This window comes from uncultured Algibacter sp., assembly GCF_963976535.1.
Taxonomy (GTDB): domain Bacteria; phylum Bacteroidota; class Bacteroidia; order Flavobacteriales; family Flavobacteriaceae; genus Algibacter_B.
The window spans coordinates 1-16,732 of sequence record NZ_CAXBLF010000006.1 but is presented as its reverse complement, the minus strand read 5'-3'; the positions used below and the strand labels follow the sequence as shown (position 1 = coordinate 16,732).

Annotated in this window: 16 protein-coding genes; 9 read left to right on the top strand and 7 right to left on the bottom strand. The window is 29.5% G+C overall.

Going from position 1 to position 16,732, the window contains the following annotated elements; all coding sequences use genetic code 11:
• Nucleotides 1-46 precede the first annotated feature (46 nt).
• The 3 genes from creD to AAC024_RS03230 form a co-directional block, all read right to left on the bottom strand.
• On the bottom strand, nt 47-1,423 hold the full coding sequence (gene creD / locus AAC024_RS03240) for a cell envelope integrity protein CreD (RefSeq protein WP_339893748.1): 1,377 nt from the start codon (nt 1,421-1,423) through the stop codon (nt 47-49).
• A 110-nt stretch (nt 1,424-1,533) separates the two neighbouring features.
• Nucleotides 1,534-1,827, bottom strand: a complete 294-nt coding sequence (locus AAC024_RS03235) for a transcriptional regulator (protein WP_339893747.1) — start codon at nt 1,825-1,827, stop codon at nt 1,534-1,536.
• A gap of 45 nt (nt 1,828-1,872) precedes the next feature.
• Complete coding sequence (locus AAC024_RS03230) at nt 1,873-2,499, bottom strand: hypothetical protein (protein WP_339893746.1); 627 nt, start codon at nt 2,497-2,499, stop codon at nt 1,873-1,875.
• A gap of 175 nt (nt 2,500-2,674) precedes the next feature.
• On the opposite strand from AAC024_RS03230, the gene AAC024_RS03225 reads away from it, so the two are divergent.
• Nucleotides 2,675-3,055, top strand: coding sequence for a DUF1801 domain-containing protein (locus AAC024_RS03225; RefSeq protein WP_339893745.1), 381 nt, complete (start codon nt 2,675-2,677; stop codon nt 3,053-3,055).
• A 133-nt stretch (nt 3,056-3,188) separates the two neighbouring features.
• Here the strand turns inward: AAC024_RS03225 and kdsA are convergent, their stop codons facing one another.
• Together kdsA and AAC024_RS03215 are read right to left on the bottom strand one after the other, a co-directional pair.
• On the bottom strand, nt 3,189-4,010 hold the full coding sequence (gene kdsA, locus AAC024_RS03220; protein WP_339893744.1) for a 3-deoxy-8-phosphooctulonate synthase: 822 nt from the start codon (nt 4,008-4,010) through the stop codon (nt 3,189-3,191).
• Between the two features lie 190 nt (nt 4,011-4,200).
• Nucleotides 4,201-4,560, bottom strand: coding sequence for a hypothetical protein (locus AAC024_RS03215; RefSeq protein WP_339893743.1), 360 nt, complete (start codon nt 4,558-4,560; stop codon nt 4,201-4,203).
• 142 nt (nt 4,561-4,702) lie between these two features.
• On the opposite strand from AAC024_RS03215, the gene typA reads away from it, so the two are divergent.
• The 8 genes from typA to AAC024_RS03175 all read left to right on the top strand — a co-directional run bounded on the left by typA (nt 4,703) and on the right by AAC024_RS03175 (nt 14,818).
• Entirely contained in the window at nt 4,703-6,502 is a 1,800-nt protein-coding gene (typA, locus tag AAC024_RS03210) for a translational GTPase TypA (RefSeq protein ID WP_339893742.1), read from the top strand.
• 1 nt (nt 6,503) lies between these two features.
• The gene (locus AAC024_RS03205; RefSeq protein ID WP_339893741.1) at nt 6,504-6,737 is read left to right on the top strand and encodes a uroporphyrinogen decarboxylase; all 234 of its coding nucleotides are present in this window, start codon (nt 6,504-6,506) and stop codon (nt 6,735-6,737) included.
• 184 nt (nt 6,738-6,921) lie between these two features.
• Nucleotides 6,922-8,223, top strand: coding sequence for an O-antigen translocase (locus tag AAC024_RS03200; RefSeq protein WP_339893740.1), 1,302 nt, complete (start codon nt 6,922-6,924; stop codon nt 8,221-8,223).
• A gap of 30 nt (nt 8,224-8,253) precedes the next feature.
• Nucleotides 8,254-9,546, top strand: coding sequence for an O-antigen translocase (locus tag AAC024_RS03195; RefSeq protein ID WP_339893739.1), 1,293 nt, complete (start codon nt 8,254-8,256; stop codon nt 9,544-9,546).
• A 544-nt stretch (nt 9,547-10,090) separates the two neighbouring features.
• Nucleotides 10,091-11,170, top strand: coding sequence for a phosphoethanolamine transferase (locus AAC024_RS03190; RefSeq protein ID WP_339893738.1), 1,080 nt, complete (start codon nt 10,091-10,093; stop codon nt 11,168-11,170).
• A gap of 36 nt (nt 11,171-11,206) precedes the next feature.
• Entirely contained in the window at nt 11,207-12,277 is a 1,071-nt protein-coding gene (locus tag AAC024_RS03185; RefSeq protein WP_339893737.1) for a glycosyltransferase, read from the top strand.
• Between the two features lie 134 nt (nt 12,278-12,411).
• Complete coding sequence (locus AAC024_RS03180; protein ID WP_339893736.1) at nt 12,412-13,710, top strand: hypothetical protein; 1,299 nt, start codon at nt 12,412-12,414, stop codon at nt 13,708-13,710.
• Nucleotides 13,700-14,818, top strand: a complete 1,119-nt coding sequence (locus AAC024_RS03175; protein ID WP_339893735.1) for a glycosyltransferase family 2 protein — start codon at nt 13,700-13,702, stop codon at nt 14,816-14,818. The genes AAC024_RS03180 and AAC024_RS03175 overlap by 11 nt, the downstream gene beginning before the upstream one ends.
• A 44-nt stretch (nt 14,819-14,862) precedes the next feature.
• On the opposite strand, the gene AAC024_RS03170 is transcribed toward AAC024_RS03175, so the two are convergent.
• Nucleotides 14,863-15,798, bottom strand: coding sequence for a glycosyltransferase family 2 protein (locus AAC024_RS03170; protein WP_339893734.1), 936 nt, complete (start codon nt 15,796-15,798; stop codon nt 14,863-14,865).
• Nucleotides 15,798-16,688 carry a glycosyltransferase gene (locus tag AAC024_RS03165; RefSeq protein ID WP_339893733.1) on the bottom strand — a complete coding sequence of 297 codons (891 nt, stop codon included), beginning with the start codon at nt 16,686-16,688 and terminating at the stop codon, nt 15,798-15,800. Before AAC024_RS03165 ends, AAC024_RS03170 begins: the two co-directional genes overlap by 1 nt.
• Between the last annotated feature and the right edge of the window lie 44 nt (nt 16,689-16,732).

The window sequence follows — 16,732 nt, the reverse complement described above, 5'->3', positions numbered from 1 at the left end:
AGTGCGACCCTTTTTCGGGGTAACGCCCACATTATAACTCATAAAATTATCCGTTGTTCCAATCTATTTTTCGTGATACAAACATGACGATGGCAAGTATTAGAAATAGACCGATGCTACCGACTAAAAGTGCGTAATTTTCTAATTGTATTATAACATAGATGAAGGTGTATAATGCGGTAAGTGATAACCCTATAAATATTGGAAATTTAATTATTTTAAGTATGGATTTTGAGTATAAAGTAATAAGGCTTATTACTGAAATGCTAGCAATTAAATAGGCTTTTAAAAAATTACTATGTTCTGATATGGATACTAATAGGGTGTAGAACATGGTAAGTGCCAAACCAATCATTAAATACTGAAAGGGGTGGATGTTTATTTTGCTTAGGGTTTGGATTAAGAAAAACACAAGAAAGGTTAAGCCTATAACTAAGAAACCGTATTTTGCTGAACGCTCACTTTTTTGATACTCATCTACCGGAATCATGAAATTTACACCAAAGGCAAATTCTTTTAAGTCTGGAATATTATTGAAATGTTCTTGAGAAAACGGACGATTAAGGTCTAAGATTTTCCATTTAGCATTAAAGCCATTATCTGATATTTTATCGTCGTTATAGGGCAGGAAATCTCCAAAAAAGTTCGCTGTTTTCCAGTTTGATTTTATTTGTGCTTCTGTATGTTTTCCAGTTGGAATAAAACGAATTTGTTTGCTTCCTTTAATGTTGAAATCGATATTAAAAGTTAGTGGTTTTTGAAAATTAAGTTGTTCTGGCTTAATATTCTTTGATTCTAGAGTATGCAGCACGACTTCGTTATACTGATATTTTTTTTGACCATTATATTTTGAAGTGAGTTGGTAAGCGGTATTGTTAAGTTTTAAATTGGCTTCGTTTACACCTTTAACGTTAGAAGACTGAATAATGATTTTTGCCTTATCCCATAGGATGTCTTTATCGTTTATTTCAATATCACTAAAATCTGGTTTTAAAAAAGATCCCGTAATATTCATATTACTATTGTAAACAGCTGTTGTGTATATACCACGTTTTTTTGTTTCGGGATTTATATTGGAACTGATATTTAGATTTTCTGAAAAGAAATAGGCGTTACGAATCTCTTGAATAGTCTCAGTGTACACTTGTTTTGTTTTTTTATCTGTAACTGTTTTTTCTTTATAGGTTTTATATGGAACTTTTAAAATAGGACCATATATAAGTACTTCGTTTCCCCATTGTTCGTTAATTTCGTTAATAACCTCTGTTTGTCTATTAGAGCGTTCTCTAATTAAATCTTGAATAAAGAATAAAGGAATTAGGAGTACAAAAGTTAAAAAGCCTACCATAAGCATTCTAGCTGTAATAGATGTTTTTAACCAATTTCCGAATTTGTTTTGTTGAGGTTTTAGTGATTCTTCCATAATATTTATTTAAAGTACTTTGAATTTCAAAGTTAATTAATAAAAAAATAATTTTCTTCTTTTATCTTTCCCTCCTTTCGACTACGCTCAAGGTAAACTCCAGAGGGAATTTATTGTTTATTAATTAATTTTTCGAGGGCGCTAATGTGTTTTTTAAATTCCTCTCTACCCAATTTAGTAGTTGAGTAGCGCGTGTTTGGTTTTCTGCCAATAAATGATTTTTCTACTTTAATATATTCAACCTTTTCAAGTGCTTTTGTGTGGCTTGCTAAATTACCATCAGTAGCACCTAAAAGTTCTTTTAGCATATTAAAATCGGCATACTCATTAACCATTAAAATAGACATGATACCTAATCTAATACGATGATCGAATGCCTTGTTTATGTTGCTAATTATACTCAATTATAAAGTTTATTTATTGAACTGTAAACTGCTACTGAATACTGTTCACTTTTTTAGGTCATACTTAAAATACATCCAAGTGCCATAAACAATATGCATAATTCCAAAACCTACAGCCCAAAAATAGAGTCCGTAACCAACAAATGGAGTAGATAATAAACCTAAAATAATATTAGTAATACCTAGATATCTAATATCTCCTAAAGTATATTTACTAGCATTTACACAACTTAATCCATAAAATATAAGTAGAGTTGAAGCAATAAGATCAAAATATCCTTTAGCAATTAAAATTACAGAAAAAATCCCTCCAGTTAATAATGGAATTAGAAAGTTTAAAATTAGTCTTTTAGATGTTTTATTCCAGATTTTTTCATTTTGTTTTTTTGCTTTCTTTCTTGTTAAATAAAAAGCTGTTATTATGGAAATTAGAATGACACTAATAGCTATAAGTAATAATGTTTCAACGGAATCAAAACTTACAAAAAATTGTTTTAATGGATTTTTTATTACTTTAATTTTAGCTATTATTCCATGAGCAAAATAAGCCCCAACAAGGGCATAAATGCCTGCAAGTATTCCAGATAAGCCACTCAGCGAGATAAAGCGTGATGACTTATTCATTAAGTCTTTAATCTCTGTAATGTCTTTTAGATAATCTTTTGATTCCATATAAAAGTACTTTGAATTGCAAAGTAAATAAATATTTTTGATTCGGGCATCATATTTTTTTGTTAAGTTTGAAATAAAATTAGCTCAGTGAAACGTCCTTAACGAGAATTTGATACTCACACAGGAATGATTATTTGGAAGCTACATGCGACCAAAAAACAAATAATTAAGACACATGAAACCTATAGATGACTATTTTTTAGATCAAAAAGAACCATACCAGTCTATAATGCTATATGTTAGGCGTGTGATTTTAAATACGCTTCCAGAAGTAGAGGAGCGGTATAGTTATAAGATTCCGTTTTATAATATTGGAAAAAAACCGATGATTTATTTGAATATCCTAAAAGGGAAGGACTATGTGGATGTGGCTTTTGTTCAAGGGATACTGTTAGAAAAACAATTTCCTGTTTTAAAGGATGACAATAAACGAAAGCAAGTCCGTTCTATTCAATTAAAAACACTAGAAGATTTAGATCAGGAAAATTTTATGGAACTTTTACATGCCGCATCTGAGTTACTTAAAAAAAGTAAAAAAGCGTGGTTTCTGGATTAAAACTGATTTGCTATTAGGTTTAACTGCTGTATAAGCTGTTTCACAGAGATTAGCAGAGGTGCACAAAGATACGCAGAGAAAAAAATAAATTTTACAAATTAATGCTCACTGCACACTGCACACTGAAGACTGCCTACTGAAGACTATTTACTGTTTTTCTAATGGCTACTAAATTGGTAAGTAATTTTTCTAGATTATTTAAGTGGAGCATATTGGCGCCATCACTTTTTGCATTTGCAGGATCAAAATGTGTTTCAATAAATAACCCATCTACATGGTTTACTATACCAGCTCTAGCAATGGTTTCAATCATATCTGGTCGGCCTCCTGTAACGCCAGCCGATTGATTGGGTTGTTGTAAAGAATGTGTAACATCTAAAACAACAGGAGCATAGTTACGCATGGTTGGAATACCTCGAAAATCTACAATCATATCTTGATAACCAAACATAGTACCGCGGTCGGTTATCCACGCTTTATCGCTACCAGCGTCTTTTACTTTTTGTACGGCGTGCTTCATGGCTTCTGGACTCATAAATTGACCTTTTTTTAAATTAACCACTTTGCCTGTTTTTGCTGCCGCAACAACCAAATCAGTTTGACGTACTAAAAACGCAGGAATTTGAAGCACATCAACATACTGAGCAGCTAAATGTGCATCTGAAATTTCATGAATATCTGTTACCGTTGGCACATCAAAGGTTTCAGAAACTTTTTTAAGAATTTTTAAAGCGTTTTCGTCTCCAATTCCTGTAAAACTATCAATTCTGCTACGGTTTGCTTTTTTAAAACTTCCTTTAAAAATATAGGGTATTTCTAATTTATTTGTAATGTTAACTACTTTTTCTGCAATGCGCAACGCCATGTCTTCACCTTCAATGGCACACGGGCCGCATAACAAAAAGAAATTATTGGAATTGGTATGTTTTAATTTTGGAATATCACTAAGATGCATTTGCATAAAAATTTAGGTTGCAAAGTTACAAAAATGTCTTTTAACAGTGGTGTAAAAATTACTGAACTGTTGAGGATTTTAAACTGCTATTGGCGGATATGCCCGCGTTAAGGATTGAGGTATTGTTGGAGCTCCTCGAAGAGAGCGACTACCGAAAGCCTGACCCGTAGGGGAACGCCCAAATTGTGTTTTAAGAACTTTTATTTAAACTGTTTTTTATAATCCACAAGGCCATTATGAAATTGCCAAAAACAAATAAGCCTCCGTAAATCATAAGTTGTTTCATAGGCTGTGAAAGTGATATAATTTGTAATATATCAGATAAAAAAGCGAGTATCAAGTAAGATGATATGCAAACAAAGGTAATGCCTAAAGTGAAATTAAGTTTTTTATTGGGTTTAATAATTTGCCATAAAAAAGGAATGCCAAATAATAAAATTGGGTATGCTGTAATGCCTTCACTTCTGTTAAAAACAGTAAACCAATAGGCAGTAATTGTTATAAAATACAGATAAGGTATAAACTTTGTGAATCTATTAATTAGGGACATATTATAATTTTTTGATTATTGAGAGTTGGTTGGTAAGATAAAATTAACGAAAACATAGTCTATAAAGTATAATACTATTTAATTATAACATAGTTTTAACTAAATTACATGTACCTTTGCACGCTTAAAATAAGGCACTATTATGGCTAATATTAAAAACATTGCAATTATTGCACACGTAGATCATGGTAAAACTACTTTGGTTGATAAGATTATGTATCACTGTCAGTTATTTCGTGAAAATGAAAACACAGGTGATTTAATTCTTGATAATAATGATTTAGAGCGTGAAAGGGGTATTACGATTACTTCTAAAAATGTTTCTGTAATATATAAAAACACAAAAATCAATATTATTGATACGCCTGGTCACGCCGATTTTGGTGGTGAAGTAGAGCGCGTGTTAAATATGGCAGATGGTGTTTTATTATTAGTTGATGCTTTTGAAGGGCCAATGCCTCAAACGCGTTTTGTATTACAAAAAGCTATTGATTTAGGTTTAAAACCATGTGTGGTAATAAACAAGGTTGATAAAGAAAACTGTACACCTGATGAGGTGCACGAAAAAGTTTTTGATTTAATGTTTGAATTAGGTGCAGAAGAATGGCAATTGGATTTTCCAACAGTTTATGGTTCTGCAAAGAATAATTGGATGAGTGATGATTGGCAAAATGAAACAGAAAATATTGAGCCACTTTTAGATATGGTTATTGAACATATTCCTGCTCCAAAAATTGAAGAAGGAACGACGCAAATGTTGATTACTTCTTTAGATTTCTCATCATTTACAGGACGAATTGCAATTGGGCGTTTAACTCGAGGTGAGTTAAAAGTTGGGCAAAACATATCTTTAGTAAAAAGGGATGGTAGCATTCAAAAATCTAAAATTAAAGAACTTCATGTTTTTGAAGGTTTAGGTCGTTTAAAAGTTGAAAGTGTACAAACTGGAGATATTTGTGCTATTGTTGGTCTTGAAGGTTTTGAAATTGGTGATACCGTTGCCGATTGGGAAAATCCTCAAGGATTAAAAACAATTGCCATAGATGAGCCTACCATGAGTATGTTATTTACAATTAACGATTCGCCTTTCTTTGGTAAAGACGGAAAATATGTAACATCTCGCCATATTAAAGATCGTTTAGCTAAAGAACTAGAAAAAAACTTGGCACTTAAAGTAGAGTCTACGGATAGCGCTGATAAGTTTATTGTTTTTGGTCGCGGTGTACTACACTTATCGGTTTTAATTGAAACCATGCGTCGTGAAGGCTATGAAATGCAAATTGGACAACCACAAGTAATCATCAAAGTAATTGATGGTGTAAAATGTGAGCCTATTGAAGAAATGACCATTGATTTACCTGAAACAGTTTCTGGTAAAGCTATTGAAATGGTGACTATGCGTAAAGGAGAAATGTTAAGCATGGAAGCAAAAGGTGAGCGTATGGTTTGTCAATTTATGGTGCCTTCTAGAGGTATTATTGGTTTACGTAACCAATTACTAACTGCAACTCAAGGTGAGGCCATAATGGCTCACAGGTTTAAAGAATACCAACCACTAAAAGGTGGAATTCCTGAACGTCAAAATGGGTCTTTAGTATCCATGGAAAAAGGGCAAGCAATTCCTTATTCTATTGATAAATTACAAGATAGAGGTAAGTTTTTTGTTGATCCAGGTGAAGATATTTACGAAGGTCAGGTGATTGGAGAAAATTCTCGTGGTGATGACATGACCGTTAATATTACCAAAACCAAAAAGATGAGTAATGTTCGTTCTTCTGGTGCCGATGATAAAGCGAAGATTGTACCGGCAATTAAATTCTCATTAGAAGAAGCTTTAGAATATATTCAAAAAGATGAATATGTTGAGGTTACACCACACTTTTTACGTTTACGTAAAATCTATTTAACAGAAGTAGATCGAAAGCGAAACAAATCAATATAATATGGAATTTCTAGGAATTTCATGGATAGAGTGGATTGGGTATGCGGCTATGGCAACCGTTTTAACCTCATTCTTAATGAAATCTGTTAATAAATTACGAATAGTAAACTCTTTTGGGTGTTTACTATTTGTGTTTTATGGGTTTGTGCTTCAGCCCATTTCCAAACCTATAATTATCACTAATATAGCTATATTCAGTATTAATTTGTATTATATCTTAAAGAAAGGAGATTAGTTTATTTTCTTAAATTATAAGTTATAATTACTTACGATTTTATAAAGGAAAACATATAAACGTAAAATGATTTTGTATATTTGATTGCTACATAAAATTGTAGAAAAATAATATGTTCTTTTCAGCGTTTACAAGAGATGAACTTATTATAAGTAATTTAATGAGCAAGGAAATCATATATTAATTGAAAAAATTAATAGATTATATAAACAGTAAGGTTTTAGTAAAAATAACCTCATTACAAACCGCTTCAGTACTAACCAGAGTCATAGCCGGCATATTAACATCAAAGGCTATTGCTGTGTTTATTGGGGCTGAAGGTTTAGCATTGATAGGTAATTTACGAAACTTTGTGAGCTCTTTTCAAACGATTGCTACACTTGGCTTTTATAAAGGTGCGGTTAAGTATGTTTCCGAATTTAAAGATAACACCGTTAAACTCAGTAAAACCCTATCTACTGTTTACTATACTGGTTTTATTTCTACAATTATTGTTTCGTTTTTTTGCTATTTCAGGGCAGAGTGGATTAATGATATTATATTTCCCACTTATAATGATTATGCCTATGTCATTCAAATTTTTGCCATCGTGCTCCCTTTTTATGCTTTAAATATGTTTTCATTTTCTATAATGAATGGATATTCAAAGTATAAAATTCTTATTATAATTAATATTATTGGTCAGGTATTAAGCGTTTCTATTGCATTACTTTTAATTTATCAAAACAAGATTGATGGGGCTTTAATTTCAGTAGTTATTGCTGAATCATTAATATTTTTAATCACTCTAGTTGGAATAATTAATAGAAAAAGCCTGGTCTCACAGATAAAAGTTAGTCAGGTTAGTTATAGCATATTAAAAAAACTTAGTCCATACTCCTTAATGGCACTTTTTTCTGCAGTTTTACTGCCGTTTGTTGCTATTGCAATTAGATCTTATATTATCGAAAATATAGGTTATAAAGATGCGGGTTTTTGGGAAGCCATGACAAGAATATCCAACTATTATTTAATGTTTGTTAGTTCTTTAATTGCCTTATATCTTTTACCTCGATTTACAGAAATTAATGATACCAAGGAATTTAAAAAAGAAGTTATAAGTTTCTATAAAACTATAATGCCTTTCTTAGTTGGTGGGTTGGTACTTATATATTTCTTAAGGCATTATATTGTAATTGGAATATTTTCGGAGGAATTTGAACCTGTTGAAGATTTATTCTTATTTCAATTGTTAGGCGATTTTGTGAAAATATTATCTATTATAATTGCTTATCAATTTTTAGCAAAGAAAATGTTTTGGCATTATATATTAACGGAAGCTTTCCTAGTTATTATTTTATACACTACTAGTGTCTATTTTATTGATTTGTTTGATGATGTTGAAGGAGCAGTAGTTGCTCATTTTGTGAGTTATATTATGTATTATGGTATTATTTTACTCATTTTTGGAAGTTCTCTTTTTGGTTTAGAAAGCGAAAATAGATAGATACTTTTATTAATTTATCCAGCTTAACTATTGAAAATACCAAGTTTCATAAAGAACAATTTATTATTAAAGGTTACTTCTGCCAACACGGGATTGGTTTTAGTAAGGATGTTGTTTTCTTTAATTTCTCAAAAAGCGTTTGCTATTTTTATTGGAGCAGAAGGCATTGCTATAGTTGGCAACTTGAAAAATGTAGTTGGCTTTTTTGAGCAATTTTCTATTTTAGGGACATCCAATGGTTTAGTAAAGTATATTTCTGAACATAAGGACGATAAAAAACAACTTAACAATTTATTTTCTACTGTTTTTGTTTTTTCAGCTATAGCGTCCATTGTTTCTTTTATGATTTTGTTTTTCTGGTCTAATGCAATTAACCATGCTGTTTTTGGGGCTAATGAAAACTATGGCTACATCTTCAAGATTTTGGCATTTTTAATACCTTTTATGGGGGTTAATGGCATTTTATATGCTTTATTAAATGGTTTGTCTGCTTATAAATTATTTTCTAAAATAGGTTTAATTGTAGTGATTAGTAGTACTATTTTAATTGTACTTCTAACCATTAAATTTGGTCTTATTGGAAGTTTGATTGCCATTAGTACAATTCCTCTTTTGCAATTTTTAATTTATATTATTTTTAGCTCAAAAACCTATAAAACCTTTATCGATTTAAATTTTATATCATTTAAATTGAGCTTTAAGAAGCAATTATTATCGTACAGCTTAATGACATTGGTTGTCGTTTTTTTTAGTAATATAATTGATGTTGCAATAAGACACTTAATAGAAGATAAAACAAGTATAGCAGAAGCTGGTTATTGGACCGCCATGAATTCTATTTCTAGAGTATATATGCAATTTTCGGCAGCCATTTTTCCATTATACATTTTGCCGGTATATGCAAAATTGACTAGCACCATAGATTTTAGAAAAGAAGTAGTAAAGATTTACAAAATGTTATTGCCTTTTCTTATTTCTGGAATGCTAGTGGTTTTTCTCTTCAGAGAATTCATCATTAAAGCATTGTATACAAGTGAGTTTTTAGCAATGTCTAGCTTATTTAAATGGCAATTATTAGGAGATTTAATCAAGTTTGTCGCTATTGTGTTATCTTATCAGTTTATAGCTAAAAAACAGATAGGTTATTTTATTTTCACGGAAGTGTTGTCCGTTTTAATGTTTTATGGCTTTTCAGTTTATTTTATAGATATTTATGGAACAGATGGCGTGGTTATAGCGCATTTTGTAAGGTATATTTTGTTTTTCTTAGTGGTGCTTTTCATTTTAAGGCATAAATTGATTGGTAAAAGTAGAATACTTTAAAAAAGACTAGTGAGTTAATATGAAAATTTTTGTAAAGATTTTTTTTAGGTATTTAATAGTTATATTCTTAGCATTTCTTTTTGATTGTATTTTTAATGAAATAACAGAAAGTGTAATTTATAACCTTGTTGAGAATATATTATTTGCCATAATACTTGTTTGTCCTCATTTGATAATTAATAATAAGCGAATTAGTCATTTGCTTTATGTTGTTTTTTATCTCGTTTTTTCTTTAAGTGTTTGCATTGAAACTATTTACTATTTTTTATTTGATACAACCTTCGGTTCTTCAGTAATATTTGTTGTTTTAGATAGTAATTATCAAGAATCAAAAGAGTTTATTAGGTTTTATTCAAACACATATATAATCTTATTTGTAATCATATTTTTTATAGCCATCATACTTAATTTGATTGCATTAAAACAGAAAGATTTCATAATTAATGAAAGATTAAAAGCGTTTAGAATTAAAATTTTCGGTCTTTTTATTGGTATTCTTGTTTTTCTGAAATTATCACTTTTAATAATTTACAATTCACCTTACATGATAATTAGGGCAGGTATTGAATATTATATTGAGTCAAAAAAGTTAAGTCATTATGCAAACGATAAAAATGGAAATTTTAGTGATGTTTCTAGGTCTTTTGATATGCAAGGGCAAGAGGTTTATGTTATTATAATTGGAGAGGCTACATCCCGATTACATTTGGGTATTTATGATTATTATAGAAATACTACGCCATTACTTGAAGACATGGAGGATGAGTTGTTAATTTATAATAAGGTTATAAGTCCAGATACTTATACTATTGCTAGTTTAACAAAAGCATTAACTTTAGGTAATTATGAAAATCCAGAGGCTAAGTTTGAAGGTTCTATTATACAATTACTAAATAAAGCTAATTTTAAAACGTATTGGGTGTCAGTTCAAAAACCTGCAGGTGCGGATGATTCACAAATTACTAACTTAGGATTAGGAGCGGATAAATCTTATTTTTTAAATATTAAACGAGCAGAAGGAAAAACTATTCATGATGAAGTTTTAGTTGAAAAATTAGATAAAATTTTATTAGAAAAAGGAAATAAAAAAGTAATTTTTTTACACACACTTGGAACCCATGTAGATTATAAAAATAGATACCCTGAAAGCTTTAAGTTTTTTAATAATGAAATTCCAAAAACTAAATTTAAAAAAGAACATATCTATAAAGAAATTAATGCTTATGATAACGCTGTAAGATACACTGATTATATAATAAGTTCTGTTATTAAAACAGTTAAAAAGGCTAATGCTCATAGTTGTGTTCTATATTTTTCAGACCATGGAGAAGAAGTGTATGACGACATTGAGTTTTCTGGGCATTTTAGAGATAAACTTCGAACAAAAAATGTTTACGAAATCCCATTTATACTTTGGCGCTCAGAAAACTATAAAGAAGGAAAAACTATGTTTCCCCATTTAGATTCAAAGTATATGATTGATGACTTATTTCATTCAATGGCAGACCTATTTAGTATTAAAGCAAAAGAAGTTGATTATACTCGTAGTATTTTTAGCGAACATTTTAAAGAGAGAAAAAGGATAGTTGGTGATAGTGTTGATTATGATAACTATTTTAAATAGTCTTATTTTATAAAAACTATAAAAGGTAATACTCTAATGAAAAAAATATGTATCGTAACAACATCAATGGGAAAGGGAGGTGTTGAGCGTTTTAGTGCAATATTTTCTCAGATGTTATTTAAACTAGGATATAATGTTCATATTGTTATTACTAAAGATGAAGTAAATTATGAATTCTCAGGTAAACTATTTAATCTTGAGACACAATTAGGAAGCAGCAAATCAAATTTTTTAAAATTATCTATTTTAAAATCTTATTTTAAAGAACATAATTTTGATATTATTATTGATAATCGCACAAGACCAAGTTTTTTCAAAGAATTTATTGTTTATAATTATGTGTTTAAGTCAAAAAAAATAATATCAATTGTTCATAGTTATAATTTAAAACAATACCTACCTAGTTCGGTTTTTTTAGCACGAATATTATACAATCAGGTAAAAATTGTTGCCGTAAGTAAAGAAATTCAACAAACGCTTATAACAAGATATAAGTTTAAAGATTGTGGACAAATTTACAATCCAGCAAATGCAAAAAACATCTTAGAAAAAGCAAATGAAACAGTTTCAATTGATGATAATTATATTTTGTTTTATGGGCGAATTGAGGAACATGTTAAAAATTTGACCTTAGCTTTAAATGCATATAAAACATCGCTTTTGCCGAAAAAAGGATTTAAATTTTACATTATCGGTGATGGAATTGATGTTCCCTTAATAGTTAAAATTGTTAAAGAATTAAAACTAGAATCTTTTGTAAAACATATACCATATTTAGAAAATCCTTTCCCTTACGTAAAAAAGGCGTTTTTTACGATATTAACAAGTAAGCATGAAGGCTTTCCATTGGTTTTAATTGAATCTTTATGTTGTGGTACACCCGTTATTTCTGTAAATTGTAAATCTGGCCCAAATGAAATTATTAAGAATGAAAGTAATGGTTTATTGGTTGAAAACCACAATGTAACTGTTTTAGCAAATGCATTTAATCGTTTTGTTGAAGATGATTCACTCTATTCTCATTGTAAAGAAAATACCAAGGCCAGTATAAAACAATTTTCTATAGAAAATATTGCTGAAGAGTGGGCTCATTTACTAACAAAATAGTGTTACACAATTAACAATGAAAAATTAAAATTAAATTGAAAGGCATGATAGTATTTTATATCAACATATTTTATAAGTTTGAAATTCTGGTGTAAGAACTTCAAAAGCATTTAATTCATTAATTAAAAAAAGTATTGAAACCAATAAACGAACAATTTAAGTTAACTAACATAATTTACACAAGCATATATTTTATTGTTGGTGTTTTGGTAATAGCAAGGGGTGCTATTTATTTTCCAGATAGCTATACGTTTGTTGATATGGCACTAAACCATAGCCCTGCCTATTGTACTTTTTTGAAAATATTCACTAGTATTTTTGGAGACTATTTTGAATTACCAGTTGTTATAGCCCAATATATAATTATAGCTTTTGGCGTTCATTTTTTTGTTCAAACTTTAAATAATGTGTTTCACATACATAAGGTTGGTGTGTTAATTATTCAACTCATAAGTTTAGCACCATCTGTATATGTGCATAATCTAGGAAGTGCCATATTAAGTGAGGCTTTAGCGTATCCTATTTTTTTAGTGATTTTTGCCTTGACTTTAAAACTATTTGTTGAAGAGAACCTAAAATATGTATATAAGATTGGTGCTTTATTGTTTGTTTTAATTTTAACAAGAGGACAATTTTTAGCTTTAGTTCCAGCATTAATTTTAATTGTTGGGTATATCATTTTTAAAACTAAATCTTTTAAGAAGCATTTTTATTTTTTAGCCATTTTAATAGCCATACCAATATTGACTAGTTTTACTGAAAGAGTATATAATAAAATAGTATTTGACCATTTTATAAACAACGCTATGAATTATGTGCATCTTATCGCATCGCCTTTTTATATTGCGAATAAAAGTGACATAAATCTTTTTACCGATGAAGATGAAAGCGCTTATTTTAATTTGATTTATAGTAGTCTAAAAGAAGCAGAGTTAACAAGAAATCAAAATTTTAAAACTGGGGGATTAGATGATTATTTGTTTTACCATTTTAATTTCTCAGAAATATGTAACAGAAGGATTTATGAATTAGGCTTGAGCTATTATGAGGCAAAAGGGCTTAATTTTATTGAACAAAATGTAGCATTAAATACCTTGTGTTCAAAAATGGTTGGACCGCTCATAAAGCAAAATTTTAAGGTTTGGTTAAAGTTTTTTTTAAAAAATCTTAGCCACTCTTTTGGTTCTTCCAAGTATATGCTTTTCTTCGGTGTATTATTATTTTATGGTGTGTTAAATTTATTAAAGTCTAACAGAAGTGTTTACAAGTTTATTGTTATAGCAACCTTGTTTATGTTTGCAAACAATGCCCTTATAGCTTTAGTTATCCATTCTATTAAACGTTATGTGTTTTATTTTGATTGGGTTATTTTTGCAACATTTATAATATTATTGAACGAAATTTTTAAATATCAAGAGCGACGTGAATCTTGAATTATCTATAGTTATGCCCTGCTTAAATGAAGCAGAAACCATTGCATCGTGCATTAATAAAGCGCAAAGTTTTATGCGTGATAATAATATTAAAGGCGAAGTTATAATTGGTGATAATGGCAGTACCGATGGCTCTCAAGAAATTGCTGAAATGTTAGGAGCTCTTGTTGTGGATGTTGAAAAAAAGGGATATGGTAATGCATCTAGAGGCGCTATTGAAGCTTCAAAAGGGAAATATATTATTACGGCAGACACGGATGACAGTCATGATATTCTGAATTTAAATCTATTTATTGATAATTTACGAGCAGGTTCAGATTTAGTGATGGGAAATCGTTTTAAAGGTGAAAATAATAAAGATTCCATGCCGTTTTTACATAGATACGTTGGAAACCCGATACTTACTTTTATTGGCAATTTATTTTTTAGAACTGATTTAGGAGACTTTCATTGTGGTTTAAGAGGTTTTACTAGAACAGCTTATAATAAAATGAATTTATCTACTACAGGTATGGAGTTTGCTTCGGAAATTATTGTGAAAGCATCGTTGTTAAATCTTAATATTACCGAGGTGCCTACAACAGTATTTCCCTCTGGTCGAAATAGAAAGGCTCATTTAAGAACGTTTCCGGATGGTTGGAGACATTTACGGTTCTTGTTACTTTACAGCCCTAAATGGTTGTTTTTAATACCTGGTTTCCTGTGTATGTTAACAGGTGTATTTGGTGCTTTATATATTTTGTTTGATGCAGATTCAGCAAATCTAAAATGGATACCACTTTTTGCTGGTTTGTTTTTAATTAGCTTCCAATTTGTTGTGTTTTATGCGCTTACTAAAATATATGCGACTAATCATGGACTCATACCAAGAAAAAAAAGTTATGATAAGCTATTTGATTTTTTTACTTTAGAAAGAGGTGTGATACTAGGTTTTTTATTCACATTAATTGGTGTTGCTTTATACTATTTAGGCTTTAAAAATGAAATGGATAGTATGGAGAGAACGTTGAAAATAATCGTACCAGCAATTGTTGTTGTGGTATTAGGTGTTCAAACGATTTTATTTAGTTTCTTTTTTAGTATTTTAGGTTTAAAAGAAGAAAGGTAAATAGTTTAATAGGTTCCTTACTACAAGAAACATCTTATTTCAATTTATTTATTAGCGGCAAAATAAAGCCCGTTTTTAACTAAAAAACCATGAAATTGTTTGGCTAATTTTAGGATGAATTTTGGGCAACTTAAAAGTAGTTTTTGTTTGAAATTTAAGTTATTAAAATCAATATCAGATTTTAATTTTTTATAAAGTTCTTCCTCATCATTCATTTTGCACCGCAATGCTACCGCAAATCTATTAACATCTAAGTATAATTTTAATGAAGGGTTTAATTTTTCCTCTTCAGAAAAGTTATTAATGAATTCATACCGTATATCATTATATTCTCTTTTAGAAAGGCTATTATCAACATATAATTTGTAAGACATAGTAATAGTAGGGTTAAAAGCAACATCGTATTTTAATGCCATTTTTATCCATAAATCTAAATCTTCAGCGCCATCAAAAGCTGAATTGAAACCACCAACAGCATCAAATTTTTCTTTTGCGAACCCTACTGTAGAGGTCCATGCAACGCAGTTGGTTACGCTGGCTTTAAAAAAGTCGTCAACTATCAAGCAGTCTTTTTTAAAATCAAACTTAAAATTTGCAGGTCGCACTATATCTTTTGTGTAATAAATTTGATAGTTATTACAATATAAACCAGCGTTAGGGAAAGTTTCAATGAGATTTTTTAATTCAGTTAAATGGTTTTTAAGCCAAATATCATCAGCATCTAATAAGGCAATATATTTTCCATTTGCATTATTCACACCCAAATTTCTTGAGTAAGAAACACCTTTGTTATCTTGATTTATAATTTTAAACCTAGAATCAAATAGAGGTTTTATTTTATTTAAACTATTATCAATAGAGCCGTCATTGACTATAATGACTTCAAAATCTGTAAACGATTGCTTAAGCAGACTAGAGATAGTTTGCTCAATCAAATCTTCCTTATTATATAAGGGTATAATTACAGAAAAAAACGGCATTATTTTTTTAAATTAATATGACAAAAATAGCTTAATCTAAATAACTCAAAGACATTTAGTGATGGGTGTTTAGAGATTAAATTGTAAGTAAAAAATGGTGATAATATTTTATAGACAAATGCAAAAAAATAATTCAATTTGAATTTTTCTAATTTAATAAAAACCTTTAAGAAGGTGGTGAACTCTGGTTCAATCATTTTAGTTTTATAAATTGAATCTAAATTTTCAAGCGATTTGTGCGTCTTTTTATAATAGTCCTCGTTTAAATCCACATCACCATGTAAAACGGGATTGTCTATATGAAAAATAGAAGCTTTAATTTTACTAAGATTATAAGCAAAAACGGTATCTTCATGTCCGTATTCCGTGATACTTTTCTCAAACCCAATAGTGTTAAATACGTTTTTCTTAATCAATGTATTATTAAATAATACGCTTTTATAGATGTTTTTATTTCGTTTAATAGATGTGGAGTCTTCTTTATAAATTCCATATTTCCAGCGTAATTTTCTGCTAGAATCGACAGTTTTAGGGTGAATTCTCCCTCCGTAAACAACGTCAGTATTTTTTTTGATAGCTTCTATATAACGAAAAATGAATGTTTCGTCTGGTAAAAGAGAATCTCCATCAATAAATAAAAGAAATTGATATTTTGATGCTTCTGCTAAAGCATTTCTATTATTACTTAAACCAACATTGTGCTGTTGAGCCAAAAATTTAGAATATGTAAGAGAATTTATTTTTTCATTCTTAGAATTAATTGAAGATTTTGATCCATCATCAAAACAAATAATTTCAAAAAGAATATCAGAGGCTAAAGCTTGTTTTTCTAACTGACTTGCAAGAGGAAAAACGTTGTAATTATATGTAGGAATTAAAATCGAAAGCATTATTTTTTTGCGATTAAAACAGTTTCAGGCGATTTTAAACCTAA

What these genes read in the sequence shown, in the direction of transcription:
- AAC024_RS03230 (WP_339893746.1), bottom strand. Translation starts at nt 2,499, where the DNA reads ATGGAATCAAAAGATTATCTAAAAGACATTACAGAGATTAAAGACTTA.
- AAC024_RS03215 (WP_339893743.1), bottom strand. Translation starts at nt 4,560, where the DNA reads ATGTCCCTAATTAATAGATTCACAAAGTTTATACCTTATCTGTATTTT.
- AAC024_RS03205 (WP_339893741.1), top strand. Translation starts at nt 6,504, where the DNA reads ATGGAATTTCTAGGAATTTCATGGATAGAGTGGATTGGGTATGCGGCT.
- kdsA (WP_339893744.1), bottom strand. Translation starts at nt 4,010, where the DNA reads ATGCATCTTAGTGATATTCCAAAATTAAAACATACCAATTCCAATAAT.
- AAC024_RS03170 (WP_339893734.1), bottom strand. Translation starts at nt 15,798, where the DNA reads ATGCCGTTTTTTTCTGTAATTATACCCTTATATAATAAGGAAGATTTG.
- creD (WP_339893748.1), bottom strand. Translation starts at nt 1,423, where the DNA reads ATGGAAGAATCACTAAAACCTCAACAAAACAAATTCGGAAATTGGTTA.
- AAC024_RS03185 (WP_339893737.1), top strand. Translation starts at nt 11,207, where the DNA reads ATGAAAAAAATATGTATCGTAACAACATCAATGGGAAAGGGAGGTGTT.
- AAC024_RS03165 (WP_339893733.1), bottom strand. Translation starts at nt 16,688, where the DNA reads ATGCTTTCGATTTTAATTCCTACATATAATTACAACGTTTTTCCTCTT.
- AAC024_RS03190 (WP_339893738.1), top strand. Translation starts at nt 10,091, where the DNA reads ATGATAATTAGGGCAGGTATTGAATATTATATTGAGTCAAAAAAGTTA.
- typA (WP_339893742.1), top strand. Translation starts at nt 4,703, where the DNA reads ATGGCTAATATTAAAAACATTGCAATTATTGCACACGTAGATCATGGT.
- AAC024_RS03225 (WP_339893745.1), top strand. Translation starts at nt 2,675, where the DNA reads ATGAAACCTATAGATGACTATTTTTTAGATCAAAAAGAACCATACCAG.